Origin of the sequence: uncultured Jatrophihabitans sp. (assembly GCF_964246335.1) — a bacterium.
In the GTDB taxonomy this organism is placed as follows: domain Bacteria; phylum Actinomycetota; class Actinomycetes; order Mycobacteriales; family Jatrophihabitantaceae; genus Jatrophihabitans.
Genome location: NZ_CAXTQF010000015.1, coordinates 36,947 through 60,846 on the forward strand (window position 1 = coordinate 36,947; position 23,900 = coordinate 60,846).

Annotated in this window: 18 protein-coding genes, 1 tRNA gene and 2 pseudogenes; 13 read left to right on the plus strand and 8 right to left on the minus strand. The window is 69.7% G+C overall.

What is annotated here, in order from left to right:
* Positions 1-54: 54 nt before the first annotated feature.
* From ACFFCN_RS06810 to ACFFCN_RS06835, 6 genes are all read left to right on the plus strand, one after another.
* Entirely contained in the window at positions 55-837 is a 783-nt protein-coding gene (locus tag ACFFCN_RS06810) for a crotonase/enoyl-CoA hydratase family protein (RefSeq protein WP_375490389.1), read from the plus strand.
* Positions 837-2,306, plus strand: a complete 1,470-nt coding sequence (locus tag ACFFCN_RS06815) for a long-chain fatty acid--CoA ligase (protein WP_375490390.1) — start codon at positions 837-839, stop codon at positions 2,304-2,306. Before ACFFCN_RS06810 ends, ACFFCN_RS06815 begins: the two co-directional genes overlap by 1 nt.
* Positions 2,303-3,199, plus strand: a complete 897-nt coding sequence (locus ACFFCN_RS06820; RefSeq protein WP_375490391.1) for an amidohydrolase family protein — start codon at positions 2,303-2,305, stop codon at positions 3,197-3,199. Before ACFFCN_RS06815 ends, ACFFCN_RS06820 begins: the two co-directional genes overlap by 4 nt.
* Positions 3,199-3,675 (plus strand): MarR family winged helix-turn-helix transcriptional regulator, encoded by a 477-nt coding sequence (locus tag ACFFCN_RS06825; RefSeq protein WP_375490392.1) that lies wholly within the window; start codon positions 3,199-3,201, stop codon positions 3,673-3,675. The genes ACFFCN_RS06820 and ACFFCN_RS06825 overlap by 1 nt, the downstream gene beginning before the upstream one ends.
* A 196-nt stretch (positions 3,676-3,871) precedes the next feature.
* Positions 3,872-4,414: a DUF4142 domain-containing protein gene (locus ACFFCN_RS06830; protein ID WP_375490393.1), complete on the plus strand. Its 543-nt coding sequence runs from the start codon at positions 3,872-3,874 to the stop codon at positions 4,412-4,414.
* A gap of 117 nt (positions 4,415-4,531) precedes the next feature.
* Entirely contained in the window at positions 4,532-5,866 is a 1,335-nt protein-coding gene (locus ACFFCN_RS06835; protein WP_375490394.1) for an aminopeptidase C, read from the plus strand.
* 19 nt (positions 5,867-5,885) lie between these two features.
* On the opposite strand, the gene ACFFCN_RS06840 is transcribed toward ACFFCN_RS06835, so the two are convergent.
* Both ACFFCN_RS06840 and ACFFCN_RS06845 read right to left on the minus strand, forming a co-directional pair.
* Positions 5,886-6,794, minus strand: a complete 909-nt coding sequence (locus tag ACFFCN_RS06840; protein WP_375490395.1) for an LLM class flavin-dependent oxidoreductase — start codon at positions 6,792-6,794, stop codon at positions 5,886-5,888.
* Positions 6,795-6,834: 40 nt separating this feature from the next.
* Positions 6,835-8,886 (minus strand): phosphocholine-specific phospholipase C, encoded by a 2,052-nt coding sequence (locus ACFFCN_RS06845; RefSeq protein ID WP_375490396.1) that lies wholly within the window; start codon positions 8,884-8,886, stop codon positions 6,835-6,837.
* 443 nt (positions 8,887-9,329) lie between these two features.
* Here ACFFCN_RS06845 and ACFFCN_RS06850 point away from each other — a divergent pair, with 443 nt between their 5' ends.
* Positions 9,330-10,220, plus strand: a complete 891-nt coding sequence (locus tag ACFFCN_RS06850; RefSeq protein ID WP_375490397.1) for an aldo/keto reductase — start codon at positions 9,330-9,332, stop codon at positions 10,218-10,220.
* Positions 10,221-10,306: 86 nt separating this feature from the next.
* Here the strand turns inward: ACFFCN_RS06850 and ACFFCN_RS06855 are convergent.
* A tRNA-Asn gene (locus tag ACFFCN_RS06855) sits at positions 10,307-10,379 on the minus strand.
* A gap of 128 nt (positions 10,380-10,507) precedes the next feature.
* Between ACFFCN_RS06855 and ACFFCN_RS06860 the strand changes: the two genes are divergently transcribed.
* Positions 10,508-10,735, plus strand: a complete 228-nt coding sequence (locus tag ACFFCN_RS06860; RefSeq protein WP_375490398.1) for a hypothetical protein — start codon at positions 10,508-10,510, stop codon at positions 10,733-10,735.
* Between the two features lie 3 nt (positions 10,736-10,738).
* On the opposite strand, the gene ACFFCN_RS06865 is transcribed toward ACFFCN_RS06860, so the two are convergent.
* The 4 genes from ACFFCN_RS06865 to ACFFCN_RS06880 form a co-directional block, all read right to left on the minus strand.
* On the minus strand, positions 10,739-11,239 hold the full coding sequence (locus ACFFCN_RS06865) for a hypothetical protein (RefSeq protein WP_375490399.1): 501 nt from the start codon (positions 11,237-11,239) through the stop codon (positions 10,739-10,741).
* Entirely contained in the window at positions 11,239-13,125 is a 1,887-nt protein-coding gene (gene dnaG, locus ACFFCN_RS06870) for a DNA primase (protein WP_375490400.1), read from the minus strand. Before dnaG ends, ACFFCN_RS06865 begins: the two co-directional genes overlap by 1 nt.
* Before the next feature lie 64 nt (positions 13,126-13,189).
* Positions 13,190-14,452, minus strand: coding sequence for a deoxyguanosinetriphosphate triphosphohydrolase (locus tag ACFFCN_RS06875; protein WP_375490409.1), 1,263 nt, complete (start codon positions 14,450-14,452; stop codon positions 13,190-13,192).
* Positions 14,442-14,921 (minus strand): YbjN domain-containing protein, encoded by a 480-nt coding sequence (locus ACFFCN_RS06880; protein ID WP_375490401.1) that lies wholly within the window; start codon positions 14,919-14,921, stop codon positions 14,442-14,444. Before ACFFCN_RS06880 ends, ACFFCN_RS06875 begins: the two co-directional genes overlap by 11 nt.
* 94 nt (positions 14,922-15,015) lie before the next feature.
* Here ACFFCN_RS06880 and ACFFCN_RS06885 point away from each other — a divergent pair.
* A pseudogene (locus ACFFCN_RS06885) lies at positions 15,016-15,876 on the plus strand (NAD(P)-dependent oxidoreductase); the annotation flags it as partial.
* A 220-nt stretch (positions 15,877-16,096) separates the two neighbouring features.
* Here the strand turns inward: ACFFCN_RS06885 and ppdK are convergent.
* Positions 16,097-18,775, minus strand: a complete 2,679-nt coding sequence (gene ppdK, locus ACFFCN_RS06890) for a pyruvate, phosphate dikinase (RefSeq protein ID WP_375490402.1) — start codon at positions 18,773-18,775, stop codon at positions 16,097-16,099.
* A 166-nt stretch (positions 18,776-18,941) separates the two neighbouring features.
* On the opposite strand from ppdK, the gene ACFFCN_RS06895 reads away from it, so the two are divergent.
* From ACFFCN_RS06895 to ACFFCN_RS06910, 4 genes and pseudogenes are all read left to right on the plus strand, one after another.
* The gene (locus ACFFCN_RS06895; protein WP_375490403.1) at positions 18,942-20,039 is read left to right on the plus strand and encodes a ferredoxin reductase; all 1,098 of its coding nucleotides are present in this window, start codon (positions 18,942-18,944) and stop codon (positions 20,037-20,039) included.
* Positions 20,040-20,083: 44 nt separating this feature from the next.
* Positions 20,084-21,295 carry a fatty acid desaturase family protein gene (locus tag ACFFCN_RS06900; RefSeq protein WP_375490404.1) on the plus strand — a complete coding sequence of 404 codons (1,212 nt, stop codon included), beginning with the start codon at positions 20,084-20,086 and terminating at the stop codon, positions 21,293-21,295.
* Entirely contained in the window at positions 21,292-21,630 is a 339-nt protein-coding gene (locus ACFFCN_RS06905; RefSeq protein ID WP_375490405.1) for a hypothetical protein, read from the plus strand. The genes ACFFCN_RS06900 and ACFFCN_RS06905 overlap by 4 nt, the downstream gene beginning before the upstream one ends.
* A 268-nt stretch (positions 21,631-21,898) precedes the next feature.
* Positions 21,899-23,900 (plus strand): annotated as a pseudogene (locus tag ACFFCN_RS06910) (sugar-binding protein); the annotation flags it as partial.

Genomic DNA, 23,900 nt, shown 5'->3' on the forward strand with positions numbered 1-23,900 from the left:
GTGGCAGCATCAGCGCAGACAATCAGGATTCCTGATGATTATGGAGGTCGTCGCATGTCCGCCGGTGAACTGCCCGAGTCCCTGTCGGTTCGCCTCGACGACGGCGTGTTGGTGCTGACGTTGCGGCGTCCGCACAAGCGCAACGCCCTCGACGACGAGACCGTCCTCGGCATCGAACGCGTCTTCGCCGAGCTCGCGGACACGACGCGCGCCGTAGTGGTGGACGCCGAAGGCCCGCACTTCTGCGCGGGTCTCGATCTCAACGAGATGTCCGAACACGACGCCTTCGCCGGAGTGCGGCACTCGCGCATGTGGCACCGCGCGCTCGACGCGATCGAAAGCGGGCCGGTGCCGGTGGTGGCGGCGCTGCGCGGAGCGGTGATCGGCGGCGGCCTGGAACTCGCCGCGGCCTGCCACATCCGAGTGGCCGACGAGACCGCCTTCTACGCCCTGCCCGAGGGGCAGCGCGGGATCTTTCTCGGCGGCGGCGGATCGGTGCGGCTGCCGCGACTCATCGGGACGGCCCGCGTGCTCGACCTGATGCTGACCGGGCGCCGCCTGGACGCACAGGAGGGGCTGGCGGCCGGCCTGAGCCAGTACGTCGTCGCCGCGGGATCGGCGTCCTCGACCGCACTGGACCTGGCGCGTCGGATGGCCCGGGTGGCGCCGCAGACGGTCTATGCCGTGCTGCAGGCGCTGCCGCGGATCGCCGAAGCGAACCCGCGCGAGGGCTATCTGCTGGAGGCACTGACAGCCGCGGTCGCGCAGAGCACCGACGATGCCAAGCAGCGGATGCGCGAGTTCCTCGCCGGGAACGCGCCGAAGGTCACCGGCTGATGCGCGACCACGGTCTTGGTTCGTGGCCGGCGCGCCGGGCGCGCACGAGCGCCGGCAAGACCGCGCTGGTGGACGGCGCGCGCAGCGTCTCCTACGGCGAGCTGGCCGCGCTGATCGACGCTGCCGCACGCGACCTGCGCCGACGCGAGGTGCACCGCAACGATCGCGTCGCCTACCTCGGCGCCAACAGCGTCGAATTGGTCGTCGCCATGCTCGCGACGGCGCGGCTGGGCGCCGTTTTCGTACCGTTGAACACCCGGCTGGCGCCCCCCGAACTCGCCTACGTTCTGCAGGACGCGGAACCGGTGCTGCTGCTGCACTCACCCGAGTCCGGCGACGTCGCCGCCGGCATGCCGTGCGCCACGGTGCAGGTGCCGCTGGCAGCGGACGTCGACGGGCCGCCGCTCGACGAGCCGATCGGCCTGGACGACGCGTTCATGATCCAGTACACGTCGGGCACGAGCGGCCGGCCCAAGGGGGTGCAGCTCAGCCACGGCAACGTCACGTGGAACGTCATGAACCTGCTCGGCGACGTCGACGTCGCCACTGACGAGATCTCGCTGGTCACCGCGCCGCTGTTCCACACAGCGGCCCTGAACCAGGTGCTCTTCCCGACGCTGTTCAAGGGCGGCACGGCACTGATCGAGGCCCGCTTCGACCCCGAGCATGCGCTGCAGCTCATCGAGCAACGACGGGTCACGCTGCTGTTCGGCGTGACGTCGATGTACCTCGCGCTCGCGGCGGTGCCGGGCTTCGACGGCGCCGACCTGAGCTCGCTGCGTTCGGCGCTGACCGGCGGCGCGTCCGTGCCGGACACCGTCCTGCGTTTGTGGGCCGGACGTGGCGTGCCGCTGATCCAGGGCTTCGGCATGACCGAGACGTCGCCGGGCGCGACCATGCTGCGCCGCGAGGACGCCGAGCGCGGCATCGGCTCGGCGGGTGCCGCGGTGTTCTTCGCCGACACCCGCGTCGTCGATCTCGACGGCACACCGGTCAGCGGGGGCGAGCCGGGCGAGGTGCAGATCAGCGGACCCAACGTGTCCGCCGGCTACTGGCGCAACGAGCAGGCGACCGCCGACGCGTTCACCGCCGACGGATGGCTGCGCTCAGGTGACCTCGCAACCGTCGGCGACGACGGGTACGTACGCATCGTCGACCGGCTGAAGGACATGTTCGTGTCCGGCGGCGAGAACGTGTACCCGGCCGAGGTGGAGCAGGCGATGCTCGCCGACCCCGCGGTGGCCGAGTGCGCCGTCATCGGCGTGCCCGACCCGCACTGGGGTGAGGTGGGCCGGGCCATTCTGACCCTGGCGCCCGGTTCGGACGCGGACGAGCAGAGCCTGCTCGCCAACCTGGACGGCCGGCTGGCGCGTTACAAGATCCCGAAGTCGGTGATCGTGGTCGCCGAGTTGCCGCACAACGGCTCCGGCAAGATCCGCAAGACCCAGCTGCGTAAGGAGTACTCGTGACCGCGACACCGGCGTACACCCCTGCGGTGGACGTGGACGCCGTCGCGGCGATCGACGTCCACGTGCATGTCGAAGCCGACGCCCATGGGCATCGCGCGCTCGACGACGAGCTGCTCGAGGCGTCGTCGGCATACTTCCGCGCTGTCGCCAACCGCACCCCGACGGTGGACGACCTGGCCGCCACGTACCGCGACGCCGGCATGGCGGCCGTGGTGTTCACCGTCGACGCGCAGACCAACCTCGGCCGTCCTCCGGTGTCCAGTGAGGAGATCGCGCAGCAGTGCGCGCGGCACAACGACGTGCTCATCCCGTTCGGGTCGGTGGACCCGCTGCGCGGTGCGCCGGCCGTCGAGCAGGCGACGCGCCTCGTGCGGGACTACGGCGTGCAGGGTTTCAAATTTCACCCGAGCCTGCAGGGCTTCGCGCCGAACGAGCCGCAATTTCGGCCGTTATGGTCCCGGCTCGAGGAATTGGGCGTGCCCGCCCTGTTCCACACCGGCCAGAACGGGATCGGCGCCGGCCTGCCCGGCGGCCGCGGCATCAAGCTGCGCTACTCCGATCCCCTGCTGCTCGACGACATCGCCGCCGATTTCCCGCAGCTGACGGTGATCCTCGCGCATCCGTCGGTGCCCTGGCAGGCAGAAGCGATCTCCATGGCGACGCACAAGGCGAACGTGTTCGTCGACCTGTCCGGGTGGCGGCCGAAGTACTTCCCGCCCGAACTCGTGCGCGCCGCCGGCGGCATCCTGCGCGACAAGGTGATGTTCGGCAGCGACTATCCGCTCATCACGCCGCAGCGCTGGCTGGCCGACGCTGCCGAACTGGGTTGGCCGGACGAGGTGCAGCCGCGAATCCGCAAGCTCACCGCGGCGCGAGTGCTCGGACTGCGCTGATGGCACGGGCCGCGCCGCGCCCGACGCTGCTGTACCTGATGAAACAGGTCGAACTCGCCGTCCGGGCACGCCTGGACGACATGGTGCGTCCCGACGGGCTGACCGCGCTGCAGTACACCGCGCTGACCGTGCTGGCCGATCATCCCGACCTCAGCTCCGCCCAGCTCGCGCGGCGGTCGTTCGTGACCGCGCAGAGCATGGCGGACATGGTCACGACGTTGTCCGCCCGCGGACTGATCGAGCGCCGCCGCGATCCGGCCGACGCCCGCCGGCTCGCGCTGTCACTGACCCGCGCCGGCGAACACCTGCTGCAGACGTATCGCGCGCCGGCGGCAGCGATCGAGGCGCAGATGCTGCGCGGGCTGGACCGGGCCGAGGCGACGGCCCTGCGGACGGCCCTCGAGCAGTGCCGGACCGCGCTGGACGAATCGGCCGAAGCCGGCCGTCGGGCCACGCCCGCGAGTCGACGGTCATGACGTGCGCGGCCACACCCGGCCACCCGCTCCCGCCGGAACTGCAGTTCGTCGCCCACCGGGACATCGTCGTCGGTTCGCACCTCGCGAGCATGCGAAACGGACAAATCGGGTATCGACGCACTGTGGGTCGAGCCAGCGCCCACCGGTTTTCCTGCGAGCTTCCCCCCCGCCTGCTCGCTGTTGCCACGGAGGCACCATGAACAGAACCAGCAAGATCACCGCCGCGATGCTCGCCGCCTGCGGTCTGTCACTCACCGGCGCAGCCACGGCCGGCGCGTCGCCGACCCACGCGTCGGCTCGACTGAACAAGTCCGACACCGCGTTCCTCAAGTCCAACGAGCAGGTCAATCTGGCCGAGATCACCCTGGGCAAGATCGTGTTGCGTCGTTCGGACGGTCCGCGCGCACGCGAGCTCGCCCGCGTGACCATCCGCGACCACCGCAAGGCCGAGCAGGAGGTCAAGTCGGTGGCCCGCAAGGACGGCGTCGTGCTGCCGAGCGCGCCGAACGCCGCGCAGCAGAAGGTCGCGGCTGCGCTACGGGCGGTTCCGTCGCACGTCGCCCTCACGTACTTCAAGGACCAGGTCGCCGGCCACAAGACGTCGATCGCGGCGACGAAGTCCGAGCTCAAAAACGGCTCGAGGCGCAACGTCCTGCGCTACGCGCGTGCGTATCTGCCGGTGGCTCAGATGCATCTGCGGATGAGCGAGACCGATCTGCACCGCCTGCAGAACCGGTAGATCGACGCCAGGGGCCGCACCGATCCGGTGCGGCCCCGTGTCGTCGTATGCCCGGGCGCAGATACCCCGGGGCGGCGCTAGCGTTGGCAGTTCAACGACGGAGCACGGGAGGTCTCGGTGACGCACGAGCTGGACGCAGCGCGGTTGGAACAGCTGGCCAAGGAATTCGACGCCGACCCCGCCAATCATCTGCTGCAGAACGCGCTGACCCGCACGAAGGTCGACGAGGTTGCGCTGGACCATCGCATCGCGGTGTCCGTGGACCGCTCCGTGTCGCACCAGCTCGACGACTGGGCGGTGACGAACCAGAAGAAGAGCGGGCGCTGCTGGATGTTCGCAGGCCTCAACCTGCTCCGGGTGGGCGTGGCGAACAAGCTGGGCGTCAAGGACTTCGAGTTCTCGCAGAGCTACGTGCAGTTCTGGGACCGGCTCGAGAAGGCCAATTTCTGGCTCGAGCAGGTGCTGGCCACCGCCGACCGCGATGTGGACGACCGCACGGTCGCGCACCTGATGCGCTCCCCCGCCGAGGACGGCGGGCAGTGGAACATGTTCGTGGCCCTCGTGCGCAAGCACGGTCTCGTCCCGAAATCCGCCATGCCGGAGACGTTCTCGTCGTCCAACACCGCACCGCTCAACCGGGACCTGGCCGCCGTGCTGCGCCAGGCCGGCCGCGACCTGCGTCGCCTGGCGGCGAACGGCGCTTCGGCCGAAGACCTCGCCGCTCGCAAGGCGGAGTCCCTCGCTGTGGTGCACCGGATGCTGTCGCTGCACCTGGGCACTCCGCCCGAGCAGTTCGTCTGGCAGTGGCGTGACGACGAGAAGGTGTTCCACCGCGACGGCACCTTGACGCCGGCGCAGTTCGCCGAGCGCTACGTCACGCTGCCCATCGACGACTACGTCTGCATCGTCCACGACCCGCGCGCGCAGAACCCGGTCGGGCGGACCTACACCGTCGAAGCGCTCGGCAACGTCGTCGGCGCTCCGGCCGTGACCTATCTGAATGTCGAGATCGGCGTGCTCAAGCAGCTGGCCATGGACAGCATCGTGGGCGGCGAACCCGTGTGGTTCGGCTGCGACGTCGCGCAGATGTACGACGCGGAACAGGGAGTCTGGGACGCGTCGCTCTACGACTACGACAGCCTCTACCGGCACACCACGGAGCTGGACAAGGCCGACCGGTTGCTGCACCAGGCGGCAGCGATGACCCACGCGATGCTGCTCACCGGCGTCGACGTCGCCGACGGCGTCCCACTGCGCTGGCGGGTGGAGAACAGTTGGGGTGACGAGAAGGCGGACAAGGGCTTCTGGACCATGAACGACTCATGGTTCGCCGAGCACGTGTTCGAGACCGCGGTGCGCCGTGACGCGCTGCCACCCGACCTGCGCGACCAGCTGGACAGCGAGCCCGTCGTGCTGCCCGCGTGGGACCCGATGGGTGCCCTCGCACGCTGACCCGGCGTCGCGCTGACGGTCAACCCTCGCGCAGCTCGCGCACGACCTCGCCGACGGTCTCGACCGACTCGATCGTGATCGGGTCGAGGACGAGTTGAACGTGCGCCGCCCCGGCGGCGGTCATCGCCTGCAGGTGCGTGGCGAGGTCGGCCACCGGCACCGGGTCAGGGGTGCGCTCGTCGTAGGGCTCCCCCATCAACCGGCCTTCGCCGCCGGGCAGCTGCACGAACACCGCAGCCGTCGCTTCCACCTCGCCGGGCGCACGGCCCGCCTCCGCGGCCGCTTGCTCGACCCGGTTGCGCACCGCGGCGAAACCGTCCGCGCTGTTGCCGTAATCGCTCCACCACACGTTCCAGGAATCGACGTGCGGCAACGCGATGCGCATCATCCGCGGGCCGATCGACCCCAACATGAGCGGCGGACCGCCGGGCCGCACCGGTCGGGGGTCCAGCACGCAATCGGTGACGTCGTAGTAGCGGCCGTGCACCGTGCTCGCGCCGGTACGCACGAGCTCGCGGATGATCGTGAACGCCTCCTCGAAGCGGGACACCCGGTTGTCGTACGGGAAGCCGTACGCGGTGTACTCGCGCTGGTTCCAGCCGGCCCCGAGGCCGAGGACTAACCGGCCGCCCGAGATCGCGTCCACCGTGGCGGCGAGCTTGGCGAGCATCGCCGGCGCATGGAAGCTCGTCGAGGCCACCAGTGGCCCCAGCTCGACGCGTTCGGTCACGGCGGCCAGCGCGGCGAGCGCTGTCCACACCTCCCACGGCCCGCGCACCTGCCCGCCGGGCAGGTCGTAGAGCAGGTGATCACCGAGCCAGATCGAGTCCAGCCCGGCGTGCTCGGCTGCCCGAGCCATGGCCGCCACCTCCGGCCACGGCACCGCACGTTCGACTTCGGGCAGCTGGACCCCGACGCGGCACACCACGAACCGAACCTAGTGCGCGGCGGGGCGAGCGGTGCTGGGGTTACCGGCCGAGCTGGGGATCGCTGATCGCCGGCCCGCCGTTGTCGAGTCGGCCTGCGAGCTGACGCAGGTACCCGGTGTCGCCGCGCACCGTGATCGTCACGTCGTACCACCCGCCTGCGTCACCGGTGTCCAGCTCGACGCGGTGCTGGCTGCGCGGTTCGAGTCGGAGGGAGCGCGTGCGCGAGCGGTAGGCGTCGGCGAACTCCAGGGTCTGGGCCGACGACGTCGGGTTGCTCAGCTGCAACAGCAGCCGGTGTGTGTTGGCGTCCTGCTCGGCCGCGACCTCGACCGAGTGTTTGGCTGCCGTCCCCGCGAAGCGCCGGAAGAACCCGTTGGGGCCGTGCAGCTCCACGTCGTACGGTCCGGCGACGGGCACCTCGGCGCCCAGCCGGTGACCGGCGCCGACCGTGTAGCTGGACGGTGCCTGCGCGCGCGGGCGCACCTGGAAGTTCGCGCCCAACCGGCCGCCGTTCACGAAGGACAGGCGCAACGCGAACCCGTCGAGCATGCCGTCGGCAGCGAGCCGGTAGCCGAGCGAGCGCGACGGACGCACCCCGTGCTCCTGACGCGGAAGGCGCCCCTGCGCCGGCGGTGTCGGCACGTAGTCGGGGTGCCGTTGGTCGTCCTTCGGTTTGTAGGCGGCGGTGGACGGCAGGTCGGGCGTGCGAGTGCGCCGGCGACCGAAGTCGAACGCCGAGGTCAGGTCACCGGCCACGGCGCGGCGCCACGGGGTGATCTGCGGCTCGTGCACGCCGAAGCGCGCCTCGATGAACCGGATCACCGAGGTGTGGTCGAAGGTCTCGGAACAGACCCAGCCGCCGGTGCTCCACGGCGAGACGACCAGCAGCGGCACCCGCTGGCCGAGTCCGTACGGCCCGGGTGTCCCGACGGACCCGCCGGGAGTCGTCGTCGTGCCGTCGAAGAACTCGTTCTCGGTCGAGACCGTCGACGCTCCCGGCAGCGTGCCGACGTTCGGGTACGCGGGGACGACGTGGTCGAAGAAGCCGTCGTTCTCGTCGAAGTTGATCAGCAGCGCCGTCTTGGACCAGACGTCGGGATCGGAGGTGAGCGCGTCCAGCACCTGCGAGACGTACCAGGCGCCGTAGTTCGCCGGCCAGTTCGGGTGTTCGGTGAACGCCTCCGGCGCCACGACGTACGAGACCTGCGGCAACGTGCCACCGCGGACGTCGGCGCGCAGCTGGTCGAAGAACAGGCCGGAGGTCTTGACGTCGGTGCCCCGCAACGCTCGCTCGTACAGCGCGCTGCCCGGCTTGGAGTTCTGGTACTGCGTGAAGTACAGCAGCGAGTTGTCGCCGTAGTTGCCGATGTACGCGTCACTCCCCCAGCCCCAGTAATCGGCTGCGTCGAGGCCGGCGCCGACGTCCTGATAGACCTTCCAGGAGACGCCGGCCGCCTGCAGCCGCTCCGGGTAGGTCTGCCAGCTGTAACCCTTCTCGTCGTTCGCGATGACCGGGCCGCCGCCCTTGTGGTCGTTGCCGACCCACCCCGTCCACATGTAGTACCGGTTGGGGTCGGTGGGGCCGAGCAACGAGCAGTGGTAGCTGTCGCAGATGGTGAACGCGTCGGCAAGTGCGTAATGGAAGGGCATGTCGCGGCGCTCGAGATGGGCCATCGTGGTGCTCGACTTGACCGGCACCCACTTGTCGTAGTTGCCGGCGTTGAAGGCCGCGTGGCCGCCTTCCCAGCCGTGGTCGAGGTCCTGGATGAACGCCAGGCCCAGGTCGTCCATGTCGGGCCGGAACGGCAGGACGTCCTTCGTGCCGTCGGACTGGTGGAAGACGGACTTGCCGCTCGGCAGCGTGGCCGGGTGCGGATCGCCGAAACCGCGGACGCCGCGCATCGTGCCGAAGTAGTGGTCGAACGAGCGGTTCTCCTGCATCAGCACCACGATGTGTTCGACATCGCGGATCGAGCCGTGCTCGCGGTGCGCCGGGATGGACGCGGCGCGCGCGATCGGCGCGGACAGCATGGACGCAGCGGTTGCCCCGCCCGTCAGTTGCAGAAACCGGCGGCGGTCGACAGTGGGCACGGAGGACTCCTTCGCGTCGATGAACTGCGAGAGAGCCTGCACAAGCCGGGCGACGTGTCGTGAACATGCAGATGAACCGCACACGACATCGCGTGCGGTGGTGATGAGCGTGGCGGTGCCGACCCGGACATCGCCCCCCGCGGTGGCATCCTGTGGATGCATCCCCAGGTCGGCACCGCCACTTCGTGGATTGTTATGCCCAGAGTAAATTCCGTGTAAGCACATTCGGCGGAAGTTTTGGTTGGCGGGCTTCGTCGAGGCGCGCCCAAGGGCAGGGGGTGGGGTAGCCGGCCGGTCGCTGCCTCGACGAAGTCCTGCCCCCACCCATCGGCTGCTGCGCGGCAATCCTGACCGGTGTGCGGCACGGAAGTCTCGCACCTGCACGCGGGGGGGGTAACGGCTGTACCTCGCAGGATCGGCGGCGGGCTCCTAGCGTCGAGACCATGACCAACGAACTCACCCTGAACAACGGCGTCACCCTGCCCCCGATCGGGCTGGGCGTCTACCAGAGCCCGCCCGAGGAGACCTCGGCCGCGGTCGAGGCCGCGCTGAAGGTCGGCTACCGGCACATCGACACCGCCGCCGCCTACGGCAACGAACGCCAGGTCGGCGAAGGCATCCGCAACTCCGGCGTCGACCGGGACGAGGTGTTCCTCGAGACCAAGATCTGGGTCAGCGACTACGGCTACGACGAGACGCTGCACGCCTTCGACAAGGCCACGCGCAAGCTGGGATTCGACACCGTCGACCTGCTGATCCTGCACCAGCCGGCGCCGGACCGCTTCGACCAGACGGTGGGCGCCTACAACGCACTCGAGCGGCTGCTGGCCGACGGAAAGGTCCGCGCGATCGGGGTCAGCAACTTCATGCGCCATCACCTCGACAACCTGCTCGCGCGCACCGAGATCGTGCCCGCCGTCAACCAGATCGAGTGCCATCCCTATTTCTCCCAACCGGACGTGCAGGCGGTGAATGCCGAGCACGGCATCCTCACCCAGGCCTGGTCGCCCATTGGTGGCATCACCTTCTACCCGGGCTGGGGTGAGCACCGCACGAACGTCCTGGAAGACGACACCGTGACCTCCATCGCGGGTGCGACCGGCAAGAGCCCGGCGCAGGTGCTGTTGCGCTGGCAGCTGCAGCACGGCCGCTCGGCGATCCCGAAGTCGACCAATCCGGGCCGAATCGCGCAGAACTTCGACGTGTTCGACTTCGAACTCACCGACCAGCAGATGACCGCGCTCGACGGTCTGGACACCGGCGAGCGCAACGGCCCCGACCCGGACGGCCCGATGCGCAAGGACATCGCCGAACGCACCATCCCCGAAGACTGAACGACCGGGCGACGACCGAAGAGTGCGGCGGCACCGTACCGAGCCGTCGCGACCTGAACCGCGGTCAGCCATCCCCAGGTTCTTTGCTCCCCCGACTGGACTCGAACCAGTAACCCTTCGATTAACAGTCGAATGCTCTGCCAATTGAGCTACGGGGGATTGCCGTGCGCCGCCGCCTGCGCGGGCGGCAGGGACACGATATCCCACCCGGGGCACCTGTTTCGCTGCGGCTAGGCTGGCCGGATCAGCGTCGCCCGTCCGGTGGGCCGCCGTCAGTGGAGATCGACGTGAAGCTGTCCAGCCTCGTCTACGGCGCCGCGGGTTACGTGCTCGGTGCACGAGCCGGGCAGGAGCGCTACGAGCAGATTGTGCGTGTCGCCCGACGCGTCGCGGGCAGCCAGACGGTGCAGTCGGTGGCCGGCGTGGCCCAGGGCCAGGTCGACCGCAGCAAGGTGCGCGCGAAGCAGGCGATCACCGACCGGTTGACCGGCAGGCAGAACCACACCAGGCGCTAGGCGTCAGCCCGCGCGCAGGATCGCGAGCCGCGCCCGGACCGCGGAGCGCAGCGCGTCGGTGTCGCGGGTGCCTGGCTCGAGGTGCGCCCACCAGGTGACGCCGTCGCGACCGGGCCGGCGGCGCGCGACGAAGCGCACCGCTCCCCCGCCGAATTCCAGCAGCTCACGTCCGACGATGTTGGCCTCGACGCGCTTGCGCACGGTCGGCGGGAGGTCGCGCGGCGTTGCCAGCGCCACGCTCACCGCGGGCCGGTCCACCAGCAGTTCGTCGTCGACGACGTCTGCCTCGATCACCCGCAGCCATCCGTCGCGCCACGTCGCCTTGTCGACGTACTGCCACGCGATCAGCCGGTAGCCCTCGGCGTCCGGCCACCAGATGCCGCGCGACGTCGCGGCCACGACGGTGTCGTCATCGACGTCGGCCCAGGACAGCACGCGTTCGTGCTTGTCGAGGTGCATCGTCAGCGCCTGGGGCGGCTGTTCGCGACGGCGGAGCGAACGCATCACGGACTGCCGTTGGCGCGTTCACGCAGCCCGCGGTGGTAGCTCTCCAACGCGATCAGCTCACCGAACAACCGCGCGTGGTCGTCCGGGCGTTCCTGCGGGTTGATGCGCTGCAGCTTGCCCTTGATGGCGTTGATCTGCCGGCCGGTGACGTTGGACAGCATCCGCGCGAGCACGAACGACGCGTACCGCTCATCGCCGATCGCGCCGGCGGGCAGCGGCTCGACCGCGAGCGCGTGCACCCCGCGCTTGATCCGCTCGTCGCCGAGTTGCGACTGCACGCGTTCGGGCCACGCCGGCCCGGTGACGGCCGAAGCGGTGCCGCCGACCTCACCGATGGCGCGGCGCACTTGGCGATACCGCTCGACGAGGAACGCCTCGGGCTCCAGCGCGTCGAACTCCGGACCGGCGACGGCGGGCAGTTGCAGCGCGACCTTCAACACCTCGCGCTCGACAGCGGCGACCGCTTCGTCGACGTCCGGCTTCGTGCGCGCCGGCCGTTGCGGCTGCTGGGCCTCGACCTCGCGCTTGTCGCCGGTACGGGCGTAGGCGCGCACGCGGTCGACGATGCGCTTCTCCTCGTCCGAACTGCCCCAGAAGCCGATCAGCCCGGCGAGACGCACGGCGGTGTTGTCCCGGATGCCGCGGTCCTTGATCTGCGCGACGAGCGGGATGCCGGCGTCCGCCGCGGCCGCCCGGCCCTCGGCGGTGTCCAGGTCGAACCGGCCGACGGTGTTGCGCAGCATGAACTCGACGAGTGGGATTCGCCCGGCGACGAGGTCGAGCACCGCGACGTCGCCGGACTTCTGCCGCAGGTCGCACGGGTCGAGCCCGTTCGGCTCCACCGCGACGAACGTGTAGGACATGAACTTCTGGTCGTCGGCGAACGCCCGCTCGGCGGCCCGCATGCCCGCGGCGTCACCGTCGAAGGTGAAGATCACTTCGCCGCGGCTGGAATCCGAATCCATCAGCAACCGGCGCAGCAACGACACGTGGTCGCCGCCGAACGCCGTGCCGCAGGTCGCCACTGCCGTCGTGACGCCGGCCAGATGGCAGGCCATCACGTCGGTGTAGCCCTCGACGATCACGACCCGGTGCTGACGGGCGACGTCGCGCTTGGCCATGTCCATGCCGTAGAGCAGCTGGCTCTTCTTGTAGATCGGCGTCTCGGGGGTGTTCAGGTACTTGGCCTCGACGCGGTCGTCGTCGTACAGCCGGCGCGCGCCGAAACCGACGACGTCGCCGCTGATGTCGCGGATCGGCCACAGCAGCCGCCGGTGGAAGCGGTCGATCAGCCCACCACGGCCGCCCTCGCGCGACAGCCCGGCCAGCGTCAGCTCCTGCGGCGTGAACCGCTGCTCGAGCAGGTGCCGGGTCAGCGCGTCCCACCCGGACGGCGCGTACCCGCAGCCGTAGCGTGCGGCCACGACAGTGTCGAACCCGCGCTCGCGCAGGAAGCCGCGCGCGGGCTCGGCCTCCGCGCCGCCGAGCTGCTCGCTGTACCAGGCGGCCGCGGCGCGGTGGGCGTCGATCAGCCGCTGCCGCTGGCCGCGGTGCCGATCCGGCGTCGGGCCCCCGCCGTCGACGTAACGCAGTTGCACGCCGGCCCGCGCGGCCAGCCGCTCGACCGCGTCACTGAAATCGAGGTGTTCGACGTCCTGCATGAACTTGATGATGTCGCCGCCGGCGCCGCAGCCGAAGCAGTAGAACAGCCCTCGGGCGGGCGTGACGTTGAACGACGGCGACTTCTCCTCGTGGAACGGGCAGATGCCCTTGAGGTTGCCGCCGCCGGCGTTGCGCAGCTGGACGTGCTCGCCGATCACGTCGGCGATGTTCGACTTCTCCCGGACGAGGCTGATGTCCTCGTCTCGGATGCGTCCCGCCACCCGGCCGATTCTAGGCAGCGCCGCCCGGCCCGTGCCGCCGTCCACAGCGGACGGTGTCAGCAGGTCATCGACACAGCGCGCCGTGCCGCGCAACGGCGGCGCTGTCGGTCAGCTGCGCCACCTGGTCGATGACCACCCGCAGCCGCGCCGGGTCGGCGTCGGCGGCCAGCCACGCCGGGGCGAGCCCGCGGTCCAGGGTGGCCGGGGCGCCGGCGTGCACCGCCTCGACCAGCTCGGTCAGCAGCGTCCGCTGCCGCTGCTGGCGCTCGGGGGTCCCGGGCCGGCGCATCACGAACCGGGCGGCCATCGCCTTGAGCAGGGCGCACTCGGCGACGATCTGCGCGGGGACGACGAGGTCGGCCGCGTACCGGTGCAGCGGGCCGCCGCCGTGCGCGTCCCGCGTCGCGCGGACCGCCGCGCCGGCGAGCCGGCCGGTCAACTCGCTCGTCGCGCGCTTGGCCGCCGCCTGCGCGTGGTACGAGCCGTCGTAGTCGCCGAGGTCGCGCAGGGTGGGCAGCGCGAGCAGGGCGTCGAGCACCGGTGCCAGCTCTTCGGCAGGCAGCGGCGAGTACGCCCCGGCCGCCACCTCGCACAGCGTCTGCCGTTCCGCCGCGTCGAGCGCGGCCACCCGGATCCAGCCGGCGTGCACGCCGTCCTCGACGTCGTGCACCGAGTAGGCGACGTCGTCGGCCCAGTCCATGACCTGCGCCTCCAGGCAGCGGCGCTCGGCCGGCGCCCCGTCCCGCAGCCAGGCGAACGCGTCGGTGTCCTCGTCGAAGACGCCGAACTTGCCGGTGCCGCCGTGCCGCGGCCATGGGTACTTGCAGGTGGCGTCGAGCGTCGCGCGGGTCAGGTTGAGCCCGGCCGGCGAGCCGTCGTCGTGCAGGACCTTCGACTCGAGCCGGGTCAACACCCGCAGTGTCTGGGCGTTCGCCTCGAAGCCACCGCACTCCTGCGCCACGGCGTCCAGTGCAGCCTCGCCGTTGTGCCCGAACGGCGGGTGGCCGATGTCGTGCGCGAGCCCCGCGGTGTCGACCACGTCGGCGTCGCAGCCCAACGCGACAGCGATCTCCCGGCCGATCTGCGCGACCTCCAGCGAATGCGTCAGCCGGGTGCGCGGGAAGTCGTCCTCACCCGGGACGACGACCTGCGTCTTGTCCGCAAGCCGCCGGAACGCGTAGGAGTGCAGCACCCGGGCGCGGTCCCGGGCGAAGTCGTCGCGCTCGAGCGAGCCGGGCTGCGCGCCGGCGCGTTTGGGCGCCTCGTCGACCAGCCGCGCGCGGTCGTGCGCGTCGTAGACCGCGAGCGGGCGCGCCTCAGAGCTGATCGTCGACCCAGTCGGCGAACCGGAGCAGGGTCTCGACCCACACCCCCACCGCGTACTTCAGCTGCGCGCGCGTCGCGCCGTTCTCGTAGTCGTAGCAGTGCTCCGCGCAGATGTGCACCTGGCCGTCGTCGGGCAGCATCGTGAACGCCTTGGGGAACAGCTTCGTGCGGTTCCACTCGTCGAGCAGCAGCGCAAGGGCGGTGCGGCTCTCGACGTCGAAGCGCCGGTGCAGGTAGAGCCGTGCCTGCAACACCTCACGGCGCTCGCCATAGAAGAAGAAGTAGATGCTGCACTTCTCCCAGCGGACGAGCAGATCACCGTCCTCGTCCAGGGTGTGCAGCAGGCCGTACTCGTCCAAAAGCTGCTGGATCAGCGCGACCGTCGGGCGCACGAGCGTGGAGCCGCCCGGCTCGTGCCGGCGCGACGTCAGCATCGAGTCGGTATCGGCGCGCGGTCGTCGGCGGAACACGTCCGGGAATCTACTCGGGTCCCACCCGGAGTTCGTACGGGTTAGCCGCACGCGGAACGGGTCAAAACGCAGATGAACGACCAAACGAGTCGAAAGGACGGGCAGCGTGCGCGTTGCGATCTTGGGGACCGGCACGATGGGCGCGGGCATGGCCCGATCGATGAAGCGCGAGGGGCTCGACGTCAGCGCCTGGAACCGGACACCGGAGAAGGCGCAGCCGCTCGCCGACGACGGGGTCGAGGTCGCCGACTCGGTCGCAGCCGCCGTTTCGGGCGCGGACGCGGTGATCACCATGCTCTTCGACGTCGACGCCGTGCTCGACATCGTGGACGAGTTGACCGGCGCGCTGGGCCGCGACGCTGTGTGGCTGCAGTCGGCCACCGTCGGGCCGGACGGCATCAGGCGGATCGCGCAGCACGTGGGTGACGACGTCCACCTGCTCGACGCGCCGATGCTCGGCACCAAACAGCCCGCCGAGGACGGCAAGCTCGTGCCGCTGGTGTCCGGCGACCCGGGATCGATCGAGCGGGTCCGGCCGGTGCTCGACGCCGTCGGCGCCAAGACCGTCGTGGCCGGCGAGCGCCTCGGCGACAGCAGCGCCCTCAAGCTGGCCTGCAACGCGTGGATCACGTCCATCACCGCGGCGACGGCGCAGTCGGTGGCGTTGACCAGCGCCTTCGGGCTGGACCCGCAGCTGTTCCTGCAGGCGATCGAGGGCGGCGCGGCCGACACCCCGTACGCCCAGCTCAAGGGCGGCGCGATGATCGACGGTGACTTCACGCCCGCCTTCGGGCTGGACGGCGGCCGCAAGGATCTCGCGCTCATCGTCGACGCATTCCACGACAACGACGTCGATGCCTCGGTGATCGAGGCTGTCAAGGGCCTGTTCGACGCCGCGTCCGAGGGCGGCCACGGCGGCGACGACCTCGCCGCTGTGTACACCGCGCTGCGGTAGACGGCAGTCGGCGGCGGAGGCGACCACGCGGGATGCAGCCGGCTGCTGTACGGCTCCCCGCAGAAACGCCAACTATCTTTCGGCTCGGCGAAAGATAGTTGGCGTCTCGCCGGACAGCCCTATGCCGCTCGTTCACGCGCGCGACGTAGCTGATCGAGAACGTGCGCCGTGCAGCAGGTCGGTGTCGCCGTCGACGGTGGCGTGATCAGGAACGCGATGCTCATGCCGGCGGCACTGCCCGACCGGCCTCCAAGCGGGCGACCGGGACGCGGAACGGCGAGCACGACACGTAGTCGAGCCCGACGCGGTCGAAGAAGTGCACCGAGTCCGGGTCGCCACCGTGTTCGCCGCAGACACCGAGCTTGAGGCCGGGGCGCCGGGACCGGCCCTTCTCGACGGCGATGGCCACCAGCTCCCCCACGCCTTCGACGTCGAGGCTCTCGAACGGGCTGATGCCGAAGATGCCCTGTTCGAGGTACGCGGAGAAGAACGCAGCCTCCACGTCGTCGCGGGAGAACCCCCACGTGGTCTGGGTGAGGTCGTTGGTGCCGAAGGAAAAGAATTCCGCGGCGTCGGCGATCTGGTCCGCGGTCAGGGCCGCGCGCGGCAGTTCGATCATCGTGCCGACGAGGAACTCCAGGTGCACACCTGTACTCGCGCGCACCTCGCGCGCCACCTGGATGATGTTGTGCTTGACGGTCTCGAACTCCTGCACGTTCGCCACCAACGGCACCATGATCTCCACACGCGGCACACCGCCGGCGTCGATGCGTGCAGCGGCCGCCTCGAGGATCGCCCGCGACTGCATCTCGAACAGGCCGGGAATCACGACGCCGAGGCGCACACCACGCAGCCCGAGCATCGGGTTCTGCTCGTGCAGCCGGTGCACCGCCTGCAGCATCCGCAGGTCGTTCTCCCGCGGCTCGCCCTTGGCCTCGGCCACGGCGACGCGTACCGACAGCTCGGTGATGTCCGGCAGGAACTCGTGCAGCGGCGGGTCCAGCAGCCGGATCGTCACCGGCAGGCCGTCCATCGCCTCGAGGACGCCGACGAAGTCCTCACGCTGCAGCGGCAACAGCTCGTCGAGCTGCTTCTCGCGCGTGCCGTCGTCCTCGGCCAGGATCAACCGCTCGACGAGCTTGCGGCGGTCGCCGAGGAACATGTGCTCGGTGCGGCACAGGCCGATGCCCTGCGCGCCGAAACGCCGCGCGCGCGCCGCATCCTCGGCGGTGTCGGCGTTGGCCCGCACGACCATGCGCCGGGCGCCGTCCGCGTGCCGCATGATCCGGTCCACCGCCACGACCAGGTCGTCGGACTCCTCGACCGCGCCGTCCTCGAAGTAGCGCACGACCGGTGAGTCGACCACCGGCACCGCTCCGGCGAACACCTCGCCCGTGGTGCCGTCGATGGAGATGACGTCGCCCTCGCGCAGCTCGGTGCCCTTGGCCCGCAGCGTCCGGTTGCGGGTGTCCACGACCACCGATTCCGCGCCGCACACGCACGTCTTGCCCATGCCTCGCGCCACCACGGCAGCGTGCGAGGTCTTGCCGCCGCGCGAGGTCAGAATGCCCTTGGCGGCGATCATGCCGTTGAGGTCGTCCGGGTTCGTCTCACGGCGCACGAGGATGACGTCGTCGCCCGAACGTGCCCAGCGGGTAGCCGTCTCGGAGTCGAACACGACGCGCCCGACCGCGGCGCCGGGCGAGGCGTTCATGCCCTGCGCGATCTTCGTCCGGGACGCCTTATCGTCGAAGCGCGGGAACATCAGCTGCGCGAGCTGCGCACCGGTGACCCGCGAGACCGCCTCGTCCATGTCGATGAGCCCTTGGTCGACCAGCTGCGTCGCGATCCGGAACGCCGCGCCGGCGGTGCGCTTGCCGACCCGGGTCTGCAGCATCCACAACTTGCCGCGCTCGATCGTGAACTCGATGTCGCAGAGATCGCGGTAGTGCTCCTCCAGCTTCTTCATGATCTGCAGCAGCTCGTCGTAGGAGCTTTTGTCGATCTCCTCCAACTCGGCGAGTGGCACCGTGTTGCGGATGCCGGCAACCACGTCCTCGCCCTGCGCGTTCTGCAGGTAGTCGCCGTAGATGCCCTGGGCGCCGCTGGCCGGGTCGCGCGTGAACGCCACGCCGGTGCCCGACTGCATGTCCAGGTTGCCGAAAACCATCGCCACCACGCTGACGGCGGTGCCGAGATCACCGGGGATGCGCTCCTGGCGTCGGTAGACCACCGCCCGTGGGGTGTTCCACGAGTCGAAGACCGCCCGGACCGCGAGGTCCATCTGCTCGCGCGGTTCCTGCGGGAACGGCCGGCCGGCCTGCTCGACCACCACGTCCTTGAAAGTCTCGACGAGCTTGCGCAGATCCTCCGCGTCGAGGTCGAGATCGTTGTGCGTGCCCTTGGCGTCCTTCGCGGCGTCGATGGCGTCCTCGAAGTGCTCGCCGTCGATGCCGAGCACGGTCTTGCCGAACATCTGGATCAGCCGACGGTAGGAGTCGAACGCGAAGCGCTCGTTCGCCGCCTGGGCCGCGAGCCCGCGCACCGATTGATCGTTCAGCCCGATGTTGAGGACGGTCTCCATCATTCCCGGCATCGAGAACTTCGCGCCGGAGCGCACCGACACCAGCAGCGGGTCGTCGGACTGGCCCAGCTTCTTGCCCATGGCCTGCTCGAGCACGGTCAGGTGCTCGCTGACCTGCGCGTCCAGCTCCGCCGGCTGCCGGCCGCTGCGCAGGTACGCCCGGCACGCCTCGGTGGTGATCGTGAACCCCGGCGGCACCGGCAGGCCGAGGTTCGTCATCTCGGCCAGGTTGGCGCCCTTGCCGCCGAGTAAGTCCCGCATGTCCCGATTGCCCTCGGCAAAGCCGTACACGAGCTTGTCACCGGCAGTCGTCATGGCGATCTCCGTCCGAGCTGGTGCTGGTGCGCGAAGCCTATTCCGGCCGATAATCGGTACTGTTCCGAGCACCACAGGCGCGGGGAACGTCACGGGTTCAGTTGACAGTTGTGCACTGAAACTGGTTAGTTTGGTCATTGACGGACGGCAGCCTGCGAGGAGAGACATGGTCGAAACCGGCGCCACGCCGAAGGTGTCGTTCGTACGCCGCCAGGTGACCCGGATCGGCCGGGTCATGACCAACCCCCTGCTGCCCGACGACTACTTCGCGCTGGTCAAGCCGACCTGGTCGACGCGCGAGACCACCGGCACGGTCGTGCGCGTCGTGCGCCAGCACGGCCACGCCGCCACCGTCGTCGTCAAGCCCGACTTCGACTGGCCCGGGCACACCCCAGGCCAGTACATGCGCCTGGGCATGGAGATCGACGGCGTGCGGCACTGGCGGGCCTACACCATCACCTCGGATCCGAAGCACCCCGAAGGCGTCGTCAGCGTCACGGTCAAGCACACCGAGGGCGGCAAGATGTCGCCGGTGTTCGTCCAGCAGGTCCAGGTGGGCCAGCGCGTGTACCTCGGCGAGGTCGAGGGCGAGTTCACCCTGCCCGACCCGTTGCCGGCCAAGCTGCTGTTCATCTCCGGCGGCAGTGGCATCACGCCGATCATGAGCATGTTGCGCGACCTCGACCGCCGCGACGGCTTCGACGACGCGATACACATTCACAGCTCGCGCAGCGAGACGGACATGATCTTCGGCGGGATGCTGCGCGGCCTGGCCGAGCGCCGCTCCGAGTACCAGCTCAAGGAGATCCACACCGCGAACATGCCGCGCTTCGAGCCCGACCAGCTCGACGACCTGTGCCCCGACTGGCGCGAGCGTGAGGTCTTCCTGTCCGGCCCGAAGGACATGATGGACGGCGTCGAGGAGCGGTTCGAGAAGGAAGACCGCTCCGAGCACCTGCACACCGAGCGCTTCCAGCCGGTGATCGGCAACGGCGGCGGCTCGGGTTCCGGCGGCACCATCCACTTCCGGGTATCGGACTGCGATGCCGAGTGCGACTCCGGCCAGTCCATCCTCGTCGGCGGCGAGAACGCCGGTGCGAACCTGACGTTCGGCTGCCGGATGGGCGTGTGCCACACCTGCGTCGGGCGGTTGCGTGACGGCGCCGTCCGCGACCTGCGCACCGGGTCGGTGGAGCAGGCCAGCGGACAGATGGTCCGCGTCTGCATCAACGCACCCGAGGGGCACGTCGAGATCGACCTGTAGACCCACAGACCAACCGAAGATCACTTCGAGAGGATCAATTCCCTATGCCGAAGCCACCCTTCGACACCCCGTACAACCCCGAGAACCCGCTGTACAAGCTCACCGACGACCAGCTCACCGAGCTGGGCGAAAAGTTCGACGCGCTGCACGACGAGATCTTCAACGACCTCGGCGACGTCGACGCGAACTACATCCGCAACATGATCAAGCTGCAGCGCCGGCTCATCGCCGCGTCGCGCGCGGTCCTGCTGTTCTCCCGGTATAAGCCGGCATGGCTGCTCGGCACCGCCGGCCTGTCGGTGGCCAAGATCCTGGAGAACATGGAGATCGGCCACAACGTCATGCACGGCCAGTGGGACTGGATGAACGACCCGAACATCCACTCCTCCACCTGGGACTGGGACACGGCGTCGCCGGCCGCGGCGTGGAAGCACTCCCATAACTACGTGCACCACACCTTCACCAACGTCATCGGCAAGGACAAGGACGTCGGCTACGAGATCATGCGGATCGACCCGCGCCAGCCGTGGAAGCCCTCGTTCCTGCTGCAGCCGTTCTACAACCTGCTGCTGATGGCGTTCTTCGAGTGGGGCGTCGCCGTCCACGACCTCGACTTCAGCGCCGTCAACAAGGGGCAGAAGTCGCGCAAGCAGTTCAACGACGAGGCCAAGTCCATCGGCATCAAGGGCCTGCGCCAGATCGTCAAGGACTACCTCGTGTACCCGGGCCTGTCCGCTGCGGCGTCCGGCCCGACGCACGCCAAGGCGGGCTTCAAGTCGGCGTTCTGGGCCGACTTCACCGCCAACATCGTCCGCAACGTCTGGTCCAACGCGATCATCTTTTGCGGCCACTTCCCGGACCAGACGTTCGTGTTCACCGAGGACGAGGTCGAGAACGAGTCGCGCGGCGCCTGGTACGTCCGCCAGCTGATCGGTGCCGCCAACATCAGCGGCTCGCCAGCATTCCACGTCATGAGCGGCAACCTGTCCTTCCAGGTCGAGCACCACCTGTACCCGGACATGCCCAGCTCGCGCTACCAGCAGATCGCGCCGAAGGTGAAGGCGATCTGCGAGGAGTACGGACTGCCCTACAACACCGGGCCGATGCGCAAGCAGTGGGGCGGCGTGCAGCGCACCATCCTGCGCCTGGCCTTCCCCGGCGGGAAGCCTCGTCGCAAGCCCGGTGCGTTCGAGTTCAGCGAGGCCGAGCGCGCCGAGCTCGAGCGCCGCCGCGAGATGGTCCCGGCGTTCCCGTGAGGGTCGACGTCAAGTCTCTGGCAGGTGCGGCCGCCGGCGGCGTGCAGAACGCCGTCGCGGCCCGCATCGAGAAGCGGCGTCAGCAGCACTGGGCCATCAAGGGCGCGAAGATTCTCGTCGCTGTCTCGCTCGGCGCGATGGCGGTCGCGGCGTCGACCTCCGAATCGGACGTGCACATCATGTCCGACGGCACGAAGGGCGACCCGAAGAAGTTGCAGGGCGACCCGGGCGGCAAGCCGAACGACGACGTCGGGCAGAAGAACGATGCCGGCGAGAAGAGCGACCCCGACTCGCAGAGCAACGACCTCGACGAAGAGGGCGCGCCCCGCACCTGAGCCCGGGACACGCGGCACGGCTGTGCGCGTCGGCGCCCTGCCCTCGGCGCGGTCGGCGGCCATACCGGTGGCCGAGCAACGCCAACTATCTGTCGCTTCGGCGACGGATAGTTGGCGTTTCGTCGAGGACCACCCATACCGCTCGGTCGCGCGCCCCGTGCAGCTGACGTGCGCCCTGACCGACCTGCTCCGTTCCTTGACGGGTGACGAATTCGCGCGGTATGACCGGTACGCCTGATTCACCGGTGCCGTCGAATCGAGGGTCGCCATGCGCGTCCGCCGTCCATCCCTTGCCGGTCGCGCGGGGCGAGCCGCTCTCGCACTCGCCGCCGGTGCCCTGCTGACCACCGCCGTCGTGCGCAGGGCCACCGCGTCCACTGCACCCGGAACGGCCCGGCACGCCGCGGCATCGGCAGCCCCGGCTGCCGCGCCGTCGGCCACCGCTCCCCCGTACTCGTGCGCGCCGAACGGCCCGGCCGGCGGCCAGACCGTGTACGGCAGCTTCGGCGACGCCGGGCTGATCGGCTGGGCCGGCAACAGCCAGGGCGTCGTCGCCTGCCTCGGCGGCAGCTTCTTCGTCATCACCTCCGGCGCGCCCGGCGACGGCAGCACGACACCCGTGCAGGGCACGACGTACGGCTACGGCGTGTACGACAACAGCCGCACGACCTGGACCAACGCCGAGGGCTACCTGCCCGCGCTCGTCACCGACTTCCACCGCGACGGCGCGCACATCACGATCACCAACTTCGGTGATCGCGTCACGATCGGCGGCCACGACTACGTCGTCGTGTACAGCCGCGTGCGGGTGCAGAACCCGTCCGGGCACGCCGTCACCGTGGACCCGCAGGCCAGCCCGGGACTCGTGCCGCTGCACAGCGCGCCGGACGCGGTGCCCGCACACAGCAGTGTCGACCACGACTACGCGGTGGCCACCGACCGCTTCGGCAACAGCTATGCGCTGCCGAGCAGCGCCGCCCTCGCCGGGGCCGGTGGCTGGGCCACGCACTACACGCACATGCGCACGTTCTGGCGCGGCCAGCTCGCCGCCATCGCGACGCCGACGCAGCTGCCCGACAAGCGCCTCGTCGACGCCTACAAGAGCGGGTTCGTCTACACCCAGATCATCCGGTCCGGCACCGAGCTGAAGACCGGCATCAACGGCTACGACGTCGAGTTCAGCCATGACGTCATCGGCATCCTGGCCAACCTGTTCAACCAGGGTTACACCGAGAACGCGCACGGCCTGCTCGACCGGGCACGCCATGTCGTCGGCGCGCAGAGCCAGTACAGCGACGGCGTCTGGACGTACCCGTGGGTATGGGCGCTGTACCTGCAGAAGACCGGCGATCTCGCGTACGTCAAGTCGAACTTCGCGAGCGAGGGGCCGGGCGGCGCGAAGGATCCGAGCATCAAGGACACCGCGCACGCGATCGCGGCACAGCGCACCGGGCCCGGCGGGATCATGGAACAGACGAACGACATCGACGCCAACGGCTACTGGACGATCGACAACTACGAGGCGTTGACCGGGCTCACGACCTACCGGTACCTCGCACAGCAGGTCGGCGACACCGCCGAGGCCCGGTGGGCGACGACCCAGTACGACAGCCTGCTCGCCGCGGTGAACAAGACGCTGACCGCGACGATCGCTAGGTACAAGCTGACCTACCTGCCGTGCTCGATGGTGCAGCCGAACACCGCCAACCGGTGCGGCAACCCGGAGGACGCGAACTGGGGCGCACCGTTCCTGTTCGGCCGGTGGGCCGTGGACGGCTACCTGTTCGGGGCGCGACTGACCGGCCCCGGCGTGTCGTTGATCGACGCGACATACAGCTACGGCTTCGGCCGGCTGCGCGGCAAGCTGCCGCCGAACACGCTCGGCGGCTACCCGGTCAACTACTTCTCCACGGCCTACAACGCCGGCTACGGCGAGTGGGGACTCGCCAGCCAGAACCACCGCGACCAGGGCATCCTCGGCTACCAGTTCATGATCGACAAGGGGCAGAGCGGGCCGTACGCGTGGTGGGAGAGCCAGCAGTTCCCGAACCCGGGCGCGCCGTGGACGGGCACGCACCCGGCCGCCGGCAACGGCTCGGCACCACACGCGTGGGGCATCGCGAACGCCAACCTCGTACTCCTCGATTCCCTGGTGGCGCAGCGTTCGGACGGCGCACTGATCGTCGGCCGCGGTGTGCCGGACTCGTGGGTGCGTGGTGGGTCGCCGATCGCCGTGGCCAACGTCCCGGTCGGGGCGGGCAGCCGGGTGG